This is a genomic window from Sphingobacterium sp. UT-1RO-CII-1, from assembly GCF_026711005.1.
Classification (GTDB): Bacteria; Bacteroidota; Bacteroidia; order Sphingobacteriales; family Sphingobacteriaceae; genus Sphingobacterium.
The window spans coordinates 32,877-51,195 of record NZ_JAPPVJ010000001.1 but is presented as its reverse complement, the minus strand read 5'-3'; the positions used below and the strand labels follow the sequence as shown (position 1 = coordinate 51,195).

Below are 18,319 nucleotides of genomic sequence, written 5' to 3'. Positions count from 1 at the left end.
TGTTTTTAAAGTGCGAAAGTGCTGACTGTTCATATTCGGACAGTCGTTTGTTCGTTGTTGAACGTTGTGTTGTTTTTTACTTAAATGTAAGATTAATAAAAAGCAACTAGGATGTAGGTGAGTGACTGATTATTCATGAGCTTTCTAGGATATTGTGCTTTAAATCTTGTGCATAAGCTTGGAGTAAGATATTTTTGAATGTGGAGGCTTTGAGGTTTTGTTGTGTTTGCGTGATTATTATGCAGTAAGTTAATACTACTACATAAGGAGTGGAAAAAATGTTTAAACAGATGATGCACATTTGAAAAATAGAACTAGAGAAATAAATGAGCTGATATTTAATGTTTTATAAGACTTTGATGAGCAAGTAAGGCATAAATTCAGCGGCTTATTATGGTCTCTGTAGCTGGATTGTTCGACTACGTACATCGGGTGTCCGTTTTCGAACAACTGGTTTGCTCGGTGTGTTTTACTGTGTTGTTACTTAGGTTGTTGTGATTTTGGCACGTGCTATGTAAAAGATTGTGTAATTTGAAATAGGATATCAGCTATATGTATAGAATTGTTTTTTTATTGTTTCTAAGTTGTCTTTTTTTGTCATTGTCTGCGCAGGAAAAGAAAAGTTTGTCATTGGCTGATTGTATTGCACTTTCGGTGGAAAACAATCCAGAATTAAAGTTAAATGAATTGTCACTGAAGCGGAATGAAATTCAGTATAAACAAGCTCAATACAATCGCTTACCGAGTTTGAATGCTGGAATTGGACATGGCTATAATGAAGGGCGGAGTATTAATCCTACGACAAACCAATTTGTTACGGCTGGATATTATTCGGGTAATCAATCGCTGGATATGAATTTGCCAATATTTGATGGCTTAAAAATACTGTACGATGTTCGCATGAAAGCACAGGCAAAAGAAGCGGGTAGGTTGGAATTTGATAATGCGGTAAACGAACTTAAATTGGATGTCATTGAGGCATATATTACAGTGTTGACCTCACAGGATATGTTAAAACAAGCAAAAGATGCATTGGCTGTGACGGAAGAAACAGTAAGGCGTATGGAAGTGTTGCAACGTGAAGGTGCAGTGAATCCGGGTGATTATCATGATCTGAAAGGTCAGTTGCAGTCCGATATTAACAGTATGGAAGGCAATAAACAGGTGTTGCATAATAGTAAATTACGTTTGGCCCGCTTGTTAAATATAGAGGTGAACGATTTGCTAGAGTTAGATCGTTTGGTAATGCCAGCAGAGCTGTATGTTTATAACAGTACAGAACTTCTTGAAAGAGCAAAAGAAAGCTTGCCAGGAATGGAAGCTCTGAAATGGCGGATTAAGGAAGCAGAACAAGGGGTTAAAAAAGCTAAAACAGGTTATTATCCCACACTTTCGTTGAGTGCAGGATTATGGTCGAGGTACTCCAGTGAAAGTACAGGAAGTTATTTTAGGCAGATGGATAATTTTTTATCCAAAGGAGTATCGTTAAATTTAAGGATCCCTATTTTCAATCAATTTGCAGTGCGTAGTCAGGTCCGCTTGGCTATGGTTGATGTTGAAGAAACTAAATTAAGACAAATAAGTGAAGAAAATAAATTGCGTGAAGAAACTGCTAGAACAATATTTAATTTACAGACGTTGAAAGAGAATGTGAAAAATCTGCAGCAGCAGGAACTTAGTTATCAGGAGTCTTTTCGTATAGCACAGGTGCATTTTGATGCCGGTAATAGTAATTCAGTTATGCTTTTAACAGCAAAAAATAAATTAGACAATACAAAAAACCAACTTGTAATTAAGCAATATGAGTGGATGTTGCAAAAATATATCAACGATTATTATGCGGGAACACTTGAAATCCGCTAACTTAGTACGTGTGTTGAATAAGCCGATAGCTTGTGTTGGTAGATGAATGATAGTTTGAAATCGGGCTAATACCGCTATAGGAAGGTGCTGGCTGAAAAAAGAAAAGAATGAAGAAAGCTACTGTACTTATTGTTGATGACGATCAAGATCTGCTGACAGCAGTGCGAATTTTGTTGAAACCTAAAGTAAAGCAGGTTATTGTCGATAAAAATCCGGAAAATTTACTTCGTGTATTAGAAACCAATGAGGTTGATCTCGTGCTTTTGGATATGAATTTTAAAAGTGCCATCAATACAGGTAATGAGGGGCTTTTCTGGTTAGGAAAAATTAAAGCTCATTATCCGCATATCCGCGTAGTCATGATTACAGCTTATGGGGCAGTGGATTTAGCTGTCCGTTCCCTGAAAAGTGGCGCATCTGATTTTATAGTTAAACCGTGGCAAAATGAACATTTGCTGCAGACTCTTACTGATGTAATGGAGGAAGGGAAGGCACGTGAAGGCAAGAAGACAAGAAGAGTAGGTGTAGGAAGAGAAGAAGAGTTGGTAGGTAAATCGGCTGTTATGGAAGATTTGCAGTATAAAATAGACAAAGTAGCGCCTACAGAAGCAAATATTCTGATATTGGGCGAAAATGGAACAGGAAAGGATTTGATAGCTAAGGCGTTACACGTGCGTTCATTGCGTTCTGCACAGCCTTATATTAAAGTGGATGTGGGAGCGCTGACAGAGAGTCTTTTTGAAAGTGAGCTTTTTGGTTATAAAAAGGGGGCTTTTACCGATGCAAGAGAGGATAGACAAGGACGTTTTGAGGCTGCAGATAAGGGTACATTGTTTTTGGATGAAATTGGTAATATTAGTTTGCATCAGCAAGCTAAGTTATTAAGTGTTTTGCAAAATAGACAGGTCGTACCTTTGGGGTCACATAATCCTTTACCTATAGATATTCGCTTATTGAGTGCGACGAATGTTCCTCTAAAATCTTTGGCTGATGAAAGTCGTTTTAGGAAGGATTTAATATATAGAATAAATACGGTAGAAATTCAAGTGCCTCCCTTGCGTGAACGAGGTGAGGATGTCATTTTGTTAGCTAATTATTTTCTTGATTTTTATAACCATAAGTACCATAAAAATATAGAGGGGCTTGAAGGAGATGCTTTGCGTAAGTTAAAAGCATATCATTTTCCTGGTAATGTGCGTGAATTACAGTATAGTATGGAGCGAGCTGTGATTATGACAGAAGCCGATAGTATAGGTGCTCATGATATATTATTTTCTCCGATAGAACAAGAGCAAATAAGTTCTGAAGAAGTATACCCATCTAACCAAAGTCTGGAAGAGATGGAACGTAAAGCTATACAGTCGGCTATTGAACGTTATGGTGGGAATATTAGTAAAGCTGCAAAAGAATTAGGGTTAACTCGGGCAGCTCTATATAGAAGGATGGATAAATATAATATCTGATTCATGAATCGTCCCAGTCTACTATTTTTTTTAAAAATTAGTTGTTTGCTGGTAATTACTGTTGTTACCGCTTACCTCTTGTTTGATAAACAATATGCGTATGCTGTATTATTGTTTGTAATGTTAATTGTCTTGGCATATCAATGGTTGAGAGAAGAGAGGAAATTAGTAAATCATGTCTTAGACTTTAGTGAAGCAGTACATTACCGGGATTTTACGCGAAGGTTTGTCGTGAAACATCCTAAAACGACAGAAGGACGTTTATTTGCTGCGTTTAATGAAATAAATGAAGTGTATAAGCAGATTAGTGTCGATAAAGAAATACAACATCAGTATTTAACAAAAGTGATAAATATGCTGGATTCAGCATTGCTGTTTTATAAAGTAGACACCCAGCAGGTTATTTGGATCAACGATTCGTTTAAGCAACTTTTTCAGACCCCTCATTTAGGTAATCTTCGAGGATTACTGAAGCGTCACCCAGAATTATACGAAAAAACCATTGCTATGAAAACCGGTAATCAACAGATTGAAACAGCAGGATCATCGGTAGGCAAAGTGAAATTATTGACACACAGTTCTGAGTTTGAAACTAATGATGGTGTTTTTAGGATTGTGATGTATCAAAACATTAATGAAGCTATTGATGAAACAGAAACTAAAGCCTGGCAAAAACTATTGCGGGTCTTGACACACGAGATTATGAATTCGATTGCGCCTATAAGTTCATTGGCTGAAACTTTGCACGGGCGTTTGGAACAAGGAATTGTGGACGAGGATATAGATGATCTGAAAGTAGGTATTCATACAATTAAGAAACGCAGTGAAGGTTTATTGCAGTTTGCGAAAAGCTATAGACAAATAAATAGAGTCGATCAACCTGAAAGAAAAGATATAGCTTTAAATATGCTTTTTGAAGATGTATATCAATTACTCGAGCCTACTTTGTTGCAGAAGAATATCGATTTAGATATTATTTTGAAGGATCGCCGTTTAATGGTGTATGCAGATCCGAATCTTTTAGAGCAGGTTTTAATTAATTTGCTATTGAATGCTATAGAGGCTGTGAAAGATATTGAAGTTCCTTACATCAGTATTACAGGAATGTTACGGGAAGGAAATGTAGCTATTCGGATACAAGATAATGGTAATGGAATGTCAGAAGAAATACAAGATCAGATATTCACTCCATTTTTTACAACTCGAAAAACAGGAAGTGGAGTTGGTTTAACACTTAGTAAGCAAATAATGTTGTTACATAACGGAAATCTCCTTGTTGAAAGTAAAGAAGGCGAAGGAGCTGCGTTTACATTGCAATTTTAGCAAGATGATAGGTGAATGTTTGCAAAAATTGTGTTTTACTTAGTAAGTTTTTCTATCTTAGAAACCTAGATTATATATCCGATATGTTGAAACATAAAACTTCAGTGCTTTTTGTAGGCACAGAGGGAAAAGATAAACGTACCATACAGATCCCTACCTTGATTTTGCTAAATTGGAAAAAGTATCTTTTGATCGGCACTGTAACTTTTTCCATACTCGCAGCTGTCCTTGTGTTTTTTGCTTACGAGTTTGTTAATGAACATTATTCCACTATCTATAAGGAGAAGTTGGCAAGAGCCAATCAGATTCGAAATGCTATTGATATTGATAGAGCAAAAAAATCATTTGAATCTATTGACAGTAGTTTTCGGAAAATAAATAATTATTTGAAGGATAGAGGATTGAAAGAAATGAAATTAGAAAATGCCGGTGGCCCTTTAGATATCGATGTCAGTGAGATTGATGAGATTGTAGCTTTATATGAAAGAGATTTATTGGTCGCTGAAAATATGATTAAGCACGTGCCTATGGGGAAGCCACATGACGGAGCGCAGACGTCTGGTTTTGGATATCGAAGAAATCCATTTGGTAGTGGCGGATTTGAAAACCATCAAGGGTTAGATTTTAAGGGCAAGGTGGGTAGTGAAGTGCGAAGTACGGCTCATGGTGTTGTTGTATTTGCAGGGTGGAAAGGGGGGTATGGTAATTGTATAATTATTAATCACAAGAATGGCTTTCAAACCCTTTATGGGCACTTGTCAAAAATTCATGTTAAAAATAATGAAGCTGTCAAGTTAGGACAAAAAATCGGAGGACTAGGAAATACTGGGCGGAGTACCGGACCACATTTACATTATGAAATCATCCGTAATGGACAACGAATTAATCCGATCGATTATTTAACATTTTAAGGTTTAATATGTTTAAGAAAAAAGAAAATAATAGTAGTAAAGTGACGAATTTGGATAAATTACCAATAACAACGGTTATTGCGCATGGTATCACTATACATGGTGATATTATTGGAGAAGGTGCTATACGTATCGATGGCAAGATAGAAGGTAATGTGTATTTAGATAAAGGGGTGATATTAGGAGAAAAAGCAGAGGTTACTGGAACTATAAAGAGCAACTCGGTGATTATCTTTGGCAAATTATTGGGCGATTTGGAATGTAAACAATTGCACCTAAAGAGTTCTGGGAGAATTGATGGTGATATGAAAGTCGCTACATTGGAAGTTGAAATGGGAGGGCAGTATAACGGTAGCCTGAAAATGGATACTTTAGCGCTGCAGGCAGGAGAAGAACAAAAGTTGCTTTCTGTGTAAGGGAAGGTAGTTGAAAGTTTAAGTGTTATTTAACATGTTATATTATTGGAGAATGCTTCAGCATTTCTTTGTTTCGAATAGTCGTCACGGTACGCATTCCCCTTTTGTATATAAGTTGGCTGATCAGGTAATTTACAAAAAAAAGGAAGAAATAGAGGGCTCCGTGGATCTGCCCACAAAATTTTCTAAAACGTATTGCTTTTTGCTACAAGATATACTGGCATATTTGGGTGTGCATGAGTTGCAACGAGGAAGGGAAAAGCAAGATGCCGCAGCTTTATTTTTTGAACATGATGAGCTTGATGTGTCAAAGCTAAAACTCGCAATGAAAAAGAAGCAAATTGTGATCATGGATCAACCTCATAAAAATAACAAAGTGCATACCTTGTGGAATCACTTAGTCCAAGATTCTTCTGTTACTGTATCTTTGGATTTATTTTATTTTGGATTACTATTGTATAGAGAAGGACAACGCAAAGAACATTTCTTATTACGCTATCCTTTCTGGAAATACTAAATTTATTGCATTTTATATCAGTATATCAGTGCCCGTGATGTTTAAAAAGCTTCACTGACACTGATGTAAAATCCTGATTGCCTTTGTTCGCCTTTTCTTTTTTCGCCAATGGCATAATCGAATCGTATGCTGCTATTGTGTTCTAAGCTATAAAAATAACGTAAGCCTCCTCCAAAACTATTAATCATGCGAGCTTGATGCTCTTTTGAAAAGGTACTTCCGGTGGCAGCAAAACCTGTGATACCAAAACGAGGCATGAATCTATACCGTAATTCGGATTGCAGCGTTGCGTAGTTTTTGTCCTTATATCGACCAAGATAATAACCTCTCATAGTCATGTCGCCACCTAAGTCTTCATGCATATAGAATGGTGTGTTTTTGCCATAAGTGCCTTTGTAAAGCATTTGAGCTGCTAAAGTAAATTTGTTAGAAAAAGACTTAAAACCTCTAATATCCGCCGCTAGCTGACTACCTGTGAAATTTTCCTTCCCCCATAAGTTAGGTGCGTAAGTATACTTTAATCGAGCATAGTATCCTTTTGTAGTATAGGTGGTGCGGTCTCTATTATCATATAGAGCAGAGGTGCCTATGCTTAAATATTGTCCTCCCGTCTTCCCTTTAAGCGCTGTCTGTTCAAATATACCCCCAGGTTCTATATCGGCAAATTTTAAATGCTCATAACCTAAGTTGCCTCCCACATAAAATTTTGGTGCAATCTTTTTTTCTACGTCAAGTTTTACTCTGAATAACTTTTGGTCTAAACGATCTTCATCTTTTTTCCAAGTGTGCGAGCCTAAACCATAGTAGCTAAAGGGCCAATCACGATAGCGCAATTCAGATATAATATGATAATCATTATTTTTTGTCCACAGATCTGTGATAAGTTTAATGTTTTTCTGTTGTTTAGTCGTCATCGTTCCTACTAATAAAATATTGGAGGTTCGATTATTTATATCTGTTTTATCAAGATAAAAATCGTAAGCACTTGCTAATCCATATTCAAAGCCCGTCTCTTGTGCGTAACCTGCAGCAGGAATGACCATAAAACTACCTCTTCTAGTAGAGTCTTTTTCCGTGGAAAGAAATTTATTTATAGTTCTTTTTATAATATTCTCATCTTTTTCTTGTGCTTTTAAGGAAGATTGTATGAGGCAAGTGGTCGTGAAAAGTAGCCCTATATATAGTTGAAAACTTAATTTCATATGTTTGAATCTAAATGCTGCTATTAAAAATGAGGCGCAAGATGTAAATTATTTCATTGCGTATCAAGTATATGGTTAAAATGTGTTTATTTTTTTGTGAAATATTTTTGAAATTTGGTCTGAGTGACTATCTTTGCATCATCAAAATCACCCACTACAAATGTGGATGACGCAGATAAAAAGTTCTTTAACACGGTTAAAAAAAAGTTTTAAAAAAGATTTGCAAATGTCGAAATAAAATTAGATTTTTGCACTCGCTATCTCGAAGAGATGGTTAGTTCTTAAAAGAGATTTTTTAAAATAAAAATAACGCCTCCTTAGCTCAGCTGGTAGAGCAACTGACTTGTAATCAGTAGGTCATTGGTTCGATTCCGATAGGAGGCTCCAATTGCAAATGTAAATTTGCAGGTTTGGGGGGGTTCCAGAGCGGTCAAATGGGACGGACTGTAAATCCGTTGCTTCGGCTTCGAAGGTTCGAATCCTTCTCCCCCCACATCAACTCGCTTTTTGGTTCTAGTAGGTACTAGAGCCAAAAACGAAAAGCGGAAGTAGCTCAGTTGGTAGAGCGATAGCCTTCCAAGCTATAGGTCGCGAGTTCGAACCTCGTCTTCCGCTCAATTTTTTAATATACGATTTAAGTCTCTGTCTTTATTGGTCTATAATATACTATAAAGAGGGAGGCATTTATCTATAAGTAGGCTTTTTAAAGCCGAAGTAGCTCAGGGGTAGAGCACTTCCTTGGTAAGGAAGAGGTCGTGGGTTCAAATCCCATCTTTGGCTCGTAAAACAAAAAGTTCATTTTTGTATAAAGGATTAATTAAGAAATAATTTATAATTACTAATTCGCATAAACATGGCAAAAGAGAAATTTGACCGTAGTAAACCGCACTTAAACATAGGTACAATCGGTCACGTTGACCACGGTAAAACAACCACAACAGCTGCTATCAGTAAAACATTAGCTGATAAAGGTTTTTCAGAAGCTCGTTCATTTGATTCAATTGACTCTGCTCCTGAAGAGAAAGAGCGTGGAATCACTATTAACACTTCGCATGTGGAATACGAAACTGCTAATCGTCACTATGCGCACGTTGACTGTCCAGGTCACGCTGACTACGTTAAGAACATGGTAACTGGAGCTGCACAGATGGACGGAGCTATCATCGTAGTTGCTGCTACTGATGGACCAATGCCTCAAACTCGTGAGCACATTCTATTAGCTCGTCAGGTTGGTGTTCCAGCGTTAGTTGTTTTCATGAACAAAACTGACTTAGTTGATGACCCAGAGTTGTTAGAACTAGTTGAAATGGAAATCCGTGAATTATTATCATTCTATGACTTCCCTGGAGACGATATCCCTGTAATTAAAGGTTCAGCATTAGGTGCTTTGAACGGAGAAGAGCAGTGGGTTGATAAAATTATGGAATTAATGGATGCTGTGGATAACCACATTCCAATTCCACCACGTTTGACAGATCTTCCTTTCTTGATGCCAGTTGAAGACGTATTCTCGATCACAGGTCGTGGTACTGTTGCAACAGGACGTATTGAAAGAGGAGTAATTAACTCAGGAGATCCAGTTGAGTTGTTAGGTATGGGTGCTGAGAACCTAAAATCTACAGTAACTGGTGTTGAGATGTTCCGTAAAATTTTGGATTACGGTGAAGCTGGTGATAACGTAGGACTATTGTTACGTGGTATTGAGAAAACTGATATCCGTCGTGGTATGGTTATCTGTAAACCAGGATCAGTAACTCCTCACACAGATTTCAAAGCTGAGGTTTACGTTTTATCAAAAGCAGAAGGTGGTCGTCACACTCCATTCTTTAACAAATACCGTCCTCAGTTCTATTTCAGAACAACTGACGTAACAGGAGAGATCTCGTTACCAGAAGGAACTGAAATGGTTATGCCAGGTGATAACGTAACGATTACTGTTAAATTGATTAACGCAATCGCTATGGAAAAAGGTCTACGTTTCGCTATCCGTGAAGGTGGTAGAACAGTAGGTGCTGGTCAGGTAACTGAAATCATTGCTTAATCTATCATTAGATTAACTAAGATATAAAAACAAGCTAATTAGCTGATGCTGATTAGCTTGTTTTTTTCTGTTGTAAGAATATCGGATATAAGTAAAAAAAAGATAAATAATATTTGCTCTAATAGCTTCTAAACGCTATATTTGCATCATCATAAAATCCACGGGTATAGTTCAATGGTTAGAATAGCGGTCTCCAAAACCGTAGATCAGGGTTCGAGTCCTTGTACCCGTGCAAAATAATTTAGGTAAACTAAAATGGCTAAAGTACTTAATTTTTTTAAAGACTCTTATGTAGAGGTTACAACAAAAGTAACTTGGCCTACATGGGCTCAATTACAGAGCTCGGCCGTAGTTGTGCTTGTTGCATCAGTTATTATCGCATTGTTAATCTTTGTGATGGATAAAGCTTCAAGTAATCTACTAGAGCTATTGTATGGAATAACTTCCTAAAATATCAGTATAAATTTTATGGCAGATCAAACGTTAAAATGGTATGTAGTTCGTGCCGTTAGTGGAAAAGAGAAGAAGGTAAAGCAATATATAGAATCCGAAGTTAATCGCTTGGGAATTCAACATTTGGTGCCACAGGTTTTGATACCGATGGAGAAGTATTATCAAATGCGGGATGGGAAAAAGGTCGCTAAAGAGCGTAACTATTATCCCGGCTATGTTTTGATTGAAGCTGCTTTAGATGGAGAGATAGAACACGCTATTAAAGGTTTAAATAGTGTTATCGGATTCTTAGGTGATAAATCAGGGATTGCTATTCCACTACGCCCGGCAGAAGTAAATCGTATATTAGGAAAAGTAGACGAAATGGCCGAGCAGGGAGAAAGTATGAATGTACCATACTATGTGGGGGAAACAGTAAAAGTGAATGACGGGCCTTTTAATGGATTTACTGGAGAAATTGAAGAAGTACACGAAGATAAAAAGAAACTGACGGTGATGGTTAAAGTTTTCGGACGTAAGACTCCTCTAGAACTTAACTATATGCAAGTCGAAAAAGAATAATAGATTTTTTTGAACATCTAAAAAGCCTTTCCTTATGGAGAGGCTTTTTTTTTTAGAGGATAGCCTTTCTGTGGTTTGGTTTTATTATATTTAGCAGATTGATTATAAAAACCTATGTGAGCTTGTGGTGTTTTTTACGAGTAGAGACTGGGTATTAATAAACCTAATATTTTAATAACTTATGGTAAAACCTGCTTTATATTCATTTTTTCGCTTATTTGTTTTGGGGTTTGTATTTCTTTTTACATATCCATTGAAAGGGTATGTTCAAACCGTGCAAGAGCCTATTATTGTTTCTTATGTTACCGCTAATACGAAACCATTGCCAGACGTAAGTTTGATCACACATATTAATTATGCTTTTGGATTGGTTAATGAAGCATTTGATGGAGTGGACGTATCGAATGAGGAACGACTGAAAGAGGTAGTTAAATTAAAAATAAAATCTCCTAATTTGAAAGTTTTGCTTTCAATCGGAGGTTGGGGAGCTGGTCGTTTTAGTGAGATGGCTGCAGATGATAGTTTTAGAACGAGCTTTGCTAAAGATTGTAAGCGTATTGTCGATGAATTTGCATTAGATGGGGTAGATATAGATTGGGAGTATCCGAGTAGTGCGGAGGCTGGGATATCAGCAGGAGTGGACGATGTCGCTAATTTTACTTTATTAATGCGTGATATACGGAAAGAAATAGGAAATGCCAAGCTTCTAACATTGGCTACTATTGCAGATGCTAAGTATGTTAACTTTGTAGATATTAATCCGTATATAGATTTTGTGAATGTAATGATGTATGATGTTAGTAAACCATCACTTCATCATTCGGCACTGAGACGTTCAGTACTTTCTGGACGTGTGACAGCAGAAGAGGCGGTCGAAGCGCACTTGAAAGCCGGTGTTCCTCTAAATAAATTAGTTCTAGGTGTTCCATTTTATGGCCGAGGGGATAAGAAACAAACTTCGGATTATGTTCTTTTCAGAGATATTGATAAGTTTTCAAATTTTGAAGAGCGATGGGATGACATCGCAAAAGTGCCTTATTTGGTAGATAGTAAAGGGGAGTTGGTACTAACTTTTGAAAATGTAAAATCTATAGGTATAAAAGGTGAATATATACGCAAACGTGGATTGCTAGGGGGGATGTATTGGGAGTTTTTTGCAGATAATGATAAACTTGATTTATCGAAAGCTCTGTATAATAGTTTGTACAGGAAATAAACTTATTTTTGATTAATATAGAATATTTCGGCGATAAACTTTTTTTATATAAAAAAACCTATTATCTTTGCACCTCGTTTGGTTGTATCAAATATTGAAACTACTGGCGAAAAATGTAAATGTTACGTTATAATGCTTCCAACTTACTAACAAACATTTAACAATTAAATTCAAAACAAAATGGCAAAAGAAGTCAGTGCGTTAGTAAAATTACAAGTTAAAGGCGGAGCTGCAAATCCATCGCCACCAGTAGGACCTGCTTTAGGTGCGAAAGGTGTGAATATTATGGATTTCTGTAAACAGTTCAACGCCCGTACGCAAGACAAACCAGGACAAGTATTACCTGTTGTCATTACAGTTTATGCCGATAAATCTTTTGATTTTATCATCAAGACTCCACCTGTAGCTGTTCAATTAAAAGATGCTACAAAAGTAAAAAGTGGATCTGGAGAGCCTAACCGTAAAAAAGTTGCTTCTGTTACTTGGGAGCAAGTTGAGGTTATCGCTAAAGATAAAATGCCTGATTTAAATGCATTTACTGTAGAAGCTGCTATGAAGATGGTAGCTGGTACAGCACGTAGTATGGGGATTACCGTGTCAGGTAATGCTCCTTGGAACAATTAATTAACGAAATCAGTTTAAGAAAGTGGCTAGATTAACAAAAAATCAAAAAGCGGCACTATCCAAAATTGAAGCTGGTAGATCGTATACTTTACAAGAAGCATCAGCTTTGGTGAAAGAGATTACGATGACTAAGTTTGACGCTTCCGTGGATATCGACGTTCGTTTAGGCGTAGATCCTCGTAAAGCAAATCAAATGGTTCGTGGTATTGCAACATTACCACATGGTACTGGTAAGACCGTGCGTGTTTTAGTTTTATGTACTCCTGATAAGGAAGAAGAAGCTAAGGCAGCTGGTGCAGACTATGTAGGTCTTGACGATTATATCAGCAAAATAGAAGGTGGTTGGACTGACGTTGATATCATTATTACTATGCCTAGCGTTATGGCTAAAGTTGGTAAATTAGGACGTATTTTAGGTCCTAGAAACTTGATGCCTAACCCGAAAACGGGTACAGTTACTCCTGATGTGGGTAAAGCTGTAACAGACGTTAAAGGCGGTAAGATTGATTTCAAGGTTGATAAAACAGGAATCATCCATACTTCAGTGGGTAAAGCGTCGTTCCCGGCAGAGAAGTTATATGAAAACGCATTAGAGGTATTACAAACTATCTCTCGTTTGAAACCTTCAGCAGCAAAAGGGACATACTTTAAAAGTATTTACATCTCTTCAACAATGAGTCCAGGGATTCATGTGGAGACTAAATCAGTAGCAGGAATTTAATCATGAGAAAAGAAGATAAACAAGAAATTGTTCAAGCTTTGGCCGAGCAGATTAAATCTTACGGTAACTTCTATATTACCGATACTGCTGATTTGTCTGTTGAAAAAGTAAATGGTATCCGTCGCAAATGTTTCGAAAACAATATCGAAATCAAAGTTGTTAAAAACACTTTGATCAAGAAAGCGCTTATCGAAGCAGGTGTTGATACAGAAGAATTAGCAGGAGTACTTAAAGGTGCTTCAACGCTAATGTTCGCTGAGACAGCAAATGCACCAGCGAAATTGATTAAAGAATTACGTAAAGCAGGAGATAAGCCTCTTTTAAAAGCAGCTTACATCCAAGAAACAGCATTCATAGGTGATGATCAACTTAATTCGTTAGTTAATCTTAAATCTAAAGAAGAGCTTATTGCAGACGTTATCGCTTTACTTCAATCTCCTGCGAAGAATGTTATTTCAGCACTTCAATCAGGTGGAAATACTATTTCAGGTTTAGTAAAAGCTTTAGAAGAAAGAGGTTAACGAACGACCTTGTCATTAAAAGTTCGTGTATTAATTAAAAACAATATTTAAGAACATTCAAAAATTCAAAATAAAATGGCAGATTTAAAACAACTTGCTGAACAGTTAGTTAACTTAACGGTAAAAGAAGTTAAAGAATTAGCTGATATCTTAAAAGATGAGTATGGTATCGAGCCTGCTGCTGCTGCTGTTGCAGTTGCTGCTGCTCCTGCTGAAGGTGGTGCTGGTGCTGCTGAAGAGAAAACTTCATTTGACGTTATCTTGAAAGAAGCTGGTGGATCGAAATTAGCAGTAGTTAAATTGGTTAAAGATTTAGCTGGATTAGGCTTGAAAGAAGCTAAAGATCTAGTTGACGGCGCTCCTAAAGAGTTGAAAGCTGGCGTTTCTAAAGACGAAGCTGAAGCGTTGAAAAAACAATTAGAAGAAGCTGGAGCTGTTGTTGAGATCAAGTAGTCTCACATACTAAAGCACCTAAAAGGTTTAGACTCTGTCAATATTTTGCCAGAGTCTATTCCTGTTTATATTACAACACATGTCAAATGGATGCTGACATTTGACAATAAAATGAATACAGCATAGTTGGCTCAGTTTTTTTAAACTAAAAATCTTATTCCCTTGGCAAACAATAATATTCAAAACGAAAGAGTGAATTTTGCTATAAGTAAACGGGTGATAGACTATCCCGATTTCTTAGATGTGCAATTACAATCTTTCATGGAGTTTTTTCAATTAGAAACTACTTCTGACAATCGCCATCAGGAAGGGCTGTTCAAGGTTTTCTCAGAAAACTTCCCTATTTCTGATTCAAGAAACATCTTTGTACTAGAGTTTTTGGATTATTTTATCGATCCACCACGCTATGACATCCAAGAATGTATTGAGCGTGGACTAACTTATAGTGTGCCTTTAAAGGCCAAATTGAAGTTGTCTTGTAATGATGAAGAGCACGAAGACTTCGAGACTATTGTTCAGGATGTTTATTTAGGAACAATTCCTTACATGACTCCAAAAGGTACGTTTGTTATTAACGGCGCCGAGCGTGTAATTGTTTCTCAGCTACATCGTTCTCCTGGTGTGTTTTTCGGTCAGAGTAGACACACAAATGGTACTAAACTTTATTCTGCAAGGGTCATTCCTTTTAAAGGATCTTGGATCGAATTTGCAACAGACGTTAATAACGTGATGTATGCTTATATCGACCGTAAAAAGAAATTCCCAGTTACTACTTTATTACGCGCGATCGGTTATGATTCTGATAAAGATATCTTAGAACTATTCGATCTTGCAGATGAAGTAAAAGTAAGTAAATCTGGACTTAAGAAATACGTGGGACGCCGTTTGGCTGCCAGAGTATTGAAAAAGTGGATCGAAGATTTTGTAGATGAGGACACCGGTGAAGTTGTATCTATCGATCGTAACGAAATTATCTTAGAGAGAGAAACAGTAATAGAGGAAGATCATATTGATTTGATTATCGATGCAGGCGTTAAAGTTCTTATTTTAGTAAAAGAAGAAGCTTCAAATAACGCAGACTACTCTATCATATATAATACATTACAGAAAGATACGTCTAACTCTGAGAAAGAAGCGGTGGAGCATATCTACCGTCAGTTGCGTAACGCTGAACCACCTGATGAGGAAACCGCACGTGGAATTATCGATCGCCTTTTCTTCTCAGATAAACGTTATGATTTAGGTGATGTAGGTCGTTATCGTATTAATCGCAAATTAGGCTTAGATACGACGGACGAAACAAAAGTGTTAACGAGGGCTGATATTATAGCCATTGTTAAGTATTTAATTAACCTAATCAACTCAAGAGCTGAGGTAGATGATATTGACCACCTTTCTAATCGTCGTGTACGTACAGTAGGTGAGCAATTGTATGCTCAGTTTGGTGTTGGGTTGTCCCGTATGGCACGTACAATACGTGAGCGTATGAATATTCGGGACAACGAGGTGTTTACTCCTACCGATTTAATTAATGCACGTACGTTATCGTCTGTAATTAATTCTTTCTTTGGAACAAATCAGTTGTCTCAGTTCATGGATCAAACGAATCCATTGGCAGAGATTACACATAAACGTCGTTTATCAGCTTTAGGCCCAGGTGGTCTTTCGCGTGAACGTGCAGGTTTCGAGGTGCGTGACGTTCACTATACGCACTACGGTCGTTTGTGTACAATTGAAACACCTGAGGGGCCAAATATCGGTCTAATTTCTTCGTTAGCTGTACATGCTAAAATTAATAACTTAGGCTTTATTGAAACACCATACCGTAAAGTTAAAGATGGTAAGGTTGTAGTTGATGAGCCAGTGGTGTACTTATCAGCAGAGGACGAAGATGATAAAACAATTGCTCAGGCAAATGCACAATATGATGATAAAGGAAACTTCCTTGATCCGAAAGTAAAAGCTAGATACGAAGGTGACTTCCCTATTATCGAACCTGAACGTTTGGACTTTATGGACGTTTCTCCTAATCAAATTACATCAATTGCTGCTTCTTTGATTCCTTTCTTGGAGCATGATGACGCCAACCGTGCGTTGATGGGATCGAACATGCAACGTCAGGCAGTGCCTTTGTTGCGTGCAAGTGCTCCTATTGTTGGTACAGGTTTAGAGGCGCGCGTTGCGAAAGACTCTAGAACATTAATCAATGCAGAAGGTGACGGCGTTGTTGAGTATGTAGACGCTAACGAGATTAAAATTCGTTACGAATATACAGATGACGACCGTTTAGTATCATTTGATAATGAAATCAAAACGTATCGTTTGACAAAGTTCAAGAAGACTAACCAGAATACTTGTATCAACTTACAACCAATTGTTAAGAAAGGTGAGAAAGTTGTTAAAGGACAGGTGTTGTGTGAAGGCTATGCAACTGAAAAAGGTGAATTAGCTTTAGGTCGTAACTTGAAAGTAGCATTCATGCCTTGGCAGGGATATAACTTTGAGGATGCTATTGTAATTTCTGAGCGTGTTGTTTCGCAAGACTTGTTTACTTCTTTACATATTGAAGAGTTTGAACTTGAAGTACGTGACACAAAACGCGGTGAAGAAGAATTGACTGCAGATATTCCTAACGTATCAGAAGAAGCTACAAAAGACTTAGATGAAAACGGTATTATCCGTGTTGGGGCTGAGGTAAATGGTGGCGACATTTTGATAGGTAAGATTACGCCGAAAGGTGAGTCAGATCCTTCCCCTGAAGAGAAGTTATTACGTGCAATTTTCGGAGACAAAGCAGGCGACGTAAAAGACGCTTCATTGAAAGCATCACCTTCATTAAAAGGTGTGGTTATTGATACGAAGTTGTTCTCGCGGGCGAAGAAAATGTCTAAGGATGTTGAACGTAAAGCTCTTGATAAACTTGAGGTTGGACATGATAAGGCTGTAAAACAGTTGAAAGAACGTTTGGTAGAGAAATTATTTACAATTGTAAATGGTAAAACGAGCCAAGGTGTTTTCAACGTGTACAGAGAGCTTTTAGTACCGAAAGGAGCTAAGTTCACACTGAAGATCTTAACAGATTTGGATTATGCACATATTAATCCAACAGGTTGGACAACAGATGAGGATAAAAATGAGCTAATTAAATTGACGCTTCATTATTATAATATCAAAATTAATGAAGAGCTAGGTGCTTTCAAACGTGAAAAATTTGCTATTTCAGTGGGTGATGAACTGCCTTCGGGAATTGTTCAGATGGCTAAAGTTTATGTAGCGAAAAAACGTAAGTTGAAAGTAGGAGATAAGATGGCCGGTCGTCACGGTAATAAAGGTATAGTTGCCCGTATTGTACGTGATGAGGATATGCCGTTCTTAGAAGACGGAACGCCTGTTGATATCGTTCTTAACCCACTTGGTGTTCCTTCTCGTATGAACTTGGGACAGATTTACGAAACTGTTTTAGGATGGGCAGGACAAAAGCTAGGTGTTAAATTTGCAACACCGATCTTCGATGGAGCTGAGATGGATGAGGTAGAAGAATGGGTGGCAAAAGCAGGCTTACCGATGTCTGGTAGAACATATCTATATAACGGATTAACAGGTGAGCGTTTTGACCAACCGACGACAGTAGGTGTGATTTACATGTTGAAATTAGGACACATGGTAGATGACAAAATGCACGCACGTTCTATTGGCCCGTACTCATTGATTACTCAGCAACCATTAGGTGGTAAGGCACAATTCGGTGGTCAGCGTTTTGGAGAGATGGAGGTGTGGGCATTAGAAGCATTCGGTGCATCTAATATTCTACAAGAAATCTTAACTGTGAAATCTGATGATGTTATCGGTCGTGCCAAAACTTACGAAGCAATCGTTAAAGGTAATAATCTTCCTACACCATCGGTACCTGAATCATTTAATGTATTGGTACACGAATTGCGCGGCTTAGGTTTAGATATCACATTGGATTAATCAAGCAGAAGCTTAAGAAGTGTCTTGACACTTCTTAAGCTCTTTACATACAGCTTTAACTT

General features: G+C 37.4%; 16 protein-coding genes and 5 tRNA genes. 20 read left to right on the top strand and 1 reads right to left on the bottom strand.

Features of this window, described 5'->3' with window-relative positions; translation table 11 throughout:
• The first annotated feature begins 552 nt into the window (after positions 1-552).
• The 6 genes from ORI89_RS00230 to ORI89_RS00205 all read left to right on the top strand — a co-directional run bounded on the left by ORI89_RS00230 (position 553) and on the right by ORI89_RS00205 (position 6,493).
• Positions 553-1,863, top strand: a complete 1,311-nt coding sequence (locus tag ORI89_RS00230; RefSeq protein WP_268228406.1) for a TolC family protein — start codon at positions 553-555, stop codon at positions 1,861-1,863.
• Between the two features lie 107 nt (positions 1,864-1,970).
• Positions 1,971-3,326: a sigma-54-dependent transcriptional regulator gene (locus ORI89_RS00225; RefSeq protein ID WP_268228405.1), complete on the top strand. Its 1,356-nt coding sequence runs from the start codon at positions 1,971-1,973 to the stop codon at positions 3,324-3,326.
• A 3-nt stretch (positions 3,327-3,329) separates the two neighbouring features.
• On the top strand, positions 3,330-4,649 hold the full coding sequence (locus ORI89_RS00220; protein WP_268228404.1) for a sensor histidine kinase: 1,320 nt from the start codon (positions 3,330-3,332) through the stop codon (positions 4,647-4,649).
• A gap of 83 nt (positions 4,650-4,732) precedes the next feature.
• Complete coding sequence (locus ORI89_RS00215; RefSeq protein WP_268228403.1) at positions 4,733-5,560, top strand: M23 family metallopeptidase; 828 nt, start codon at positions 4,733-4,735, stop codon at positions 5,558-5,560.
• A gap of 8 nt (positions 5,561-5,568) precedes the next feature.
• Entirely contained in the window at positions 5,569-5,976 is a 408-nt protein-coding gene (locus ORI89_RS00210) for a bactofilin family protein (protein ID WP_268228402.1), read from the top strand.
• 34 nt (positions 5,977-6,010) lie between these two features.
• A complete protein-coding gene (locus ORI89_RS00205) occupies positions 6,011-6,493 on the top strand; it encodes a hypothetical protein (RefSeq protein WP_268228401.1) in 483 nt (160 codons plus the stop codon).
• Positions 6,494-6,534: 41 nt separating this feature from the next.
• On the opposite strand, the gene ORI89_RS00200 is transcribed toward ORI89_RS00205, so the two are convergent.
• On the bottom strand, positions 6,535-7,695 hold the full coding sequence (locus ORI89_RS00200) for a BamA/TamA family outer membrane protein (protein ID WP_268228400.1): 1,161 nt from the start codon (positions 7,693-7,695) through the stop codon (positions 6,535-6,537).
• Between the two features lie 311 nt (positions 7,696-8,006).
• Between ORI89_RS00200 and ORI89_RS00195 the strand changes: the two genes are divergently transcribed.
• From ORI89_RS00195 to rpoB, 14 genes are all read left to right on the top strand, one after another.
• A tRNA-Thr gene (locus ORI89_RS00195) sits at positions 8,007-8,082 on the top strand.
• A 25-nt stretch (positions 8,083-8,107) separates the two neighbouring features.
• Positions 8,108-8,188 (top strand) — tRNA-Tyr (locus ORI89_RS00190).
• Positions 8,189-8,237: 49 nt separating this feature from the next.
• Positions 8,238-8,310: transfer RNA gene (locus tag ORI89_RS00185), tRNA-Gly, on the top strand.
• Between the two features lie 93 nt (positions 8,311-8,403).
• A tRNA-Thr gene (locus ORI89_RS00180) sits at positions 8,404-8,475 on the top strand.
• 73 nt (positions 8,476-8,548) lie between these two features.
• Positions 8,549-9,736 carry an elongation factor Tu gene (gene tuf / locus ORI89_RS00175; protein WP_268228399.1) on the top strand — a complete coding sequence of 396 codons (1,188 nt, stop codon included), beginning with the start codon at positions 8,549-8,551 and terminating at the stop codon, positions 9,734-9,736.
• A 160-nt stretch (positions 9,737-9,896) separates the two neighbouring features.
• Positions 9,897-9,968 (top strand) — tRNA-Trp (locus tag ORI89_RS00170).
• 23 nt (positions 9,969-9,991) lie between these two features.
• Positions 9,992-10,186 carry a preprotein translocase subunit SecE gene (secE, locus tag ORI89_RS00165; RefSeq protein ID WP_268228398.1) on the top strand — a complete coding sequence of 65 codons (195 nt, stop codon included), beginning with the start codon at positions 9,992-9,994 and terminating at the stop codon, positions 10,184-10,186.
• An 18-nt stretch (positions 10,187-10,204) separates the two neighbouring features.
• Positions 10,205-10,750, top strand: a complete 546-nt coding sequence (nusG, locus tag ORI89_RS00160; RefSeq protein WP_268228397.1) for a transcription termination/antitermination protein NusG — start codon at positions 10,205-10,207, stop codon at positions 10,748-10,750.
• A gap of 181 nt (positions 10,751-10,931) precedes the next feature.
• Positions 10,932-11,966, top strand: coding sequence for a glycoside hydrolase family 18 protein (locus ORI89_RS00155; RefSeq protein WP_268228396.1), 1,035 nt, complete (start codon positions 10,932-10,934; stop codon positions 11,964-11,966).
• A 180-nt stretch (positions 11,967-12,146) separates the two neighbouring features.
• Entirely contained in the window at positions 12,147-12,590 is a 444-nt protein-coding gene (gene rplK, locus ORI89_RS00150) for a 50S ribosomal protein L11 (protein ID WP_268228395.1), read from the top strand.
• 22 nt (positions 12,591-12,612) lie between these two features.
• Positions 12,613-13,311, top strand: a complete 699-nt coding sequence (rplA, locus tag ORI89_RS00145) for a 50S ribosomal protein L1 (RefSeq protein WP_268228394.1) — start codon at positions 12,613-12,615, stop codon at positions 13,309-13,311.
• A gap of 2 nt (positions 13,312-13,313) precedes the next feature.
• Complete coding sequence (gene rplJ / locus ORI89_RS00140) at positions 13,314-13,832, top strand: 50S ribosomal protein L10 (RefSeq protein ID WP_268228393.1); 519 nt, start codon at positions 13,314-13,316, stop codon at positions 13,830-13,832.
• A 75-nt stretch (positions 13,833-13,907) separates the two neighbouring features.
• Entirely contained in the window at positions 13,908-14,285 is a 378-nt protein-coding gene (rplL, locus tag ORI89_RS00135) for a 50S ribosomal protein L7/L12 (protein WP_268228392.1), read from the top strand.
• A 162-nt stretch (positions 14,286-14,447) separates the two neighbouring features.
• Positions 14,448-18,257: a DNA-directed RNA polymerase subunit beta gene (rpoB, locus tag ORI89_RS00130; RefSeq protein ID WP_268228391.1), complete on the top strand. Its 3,810-nt coding sequence runs from the start codon at positions 14,448-14,450 to the stop codon at positions 18,255-18,257.
• The last annotated feature ends 62 nt before the right edge of the window (positions 18,258-18,319 follow it).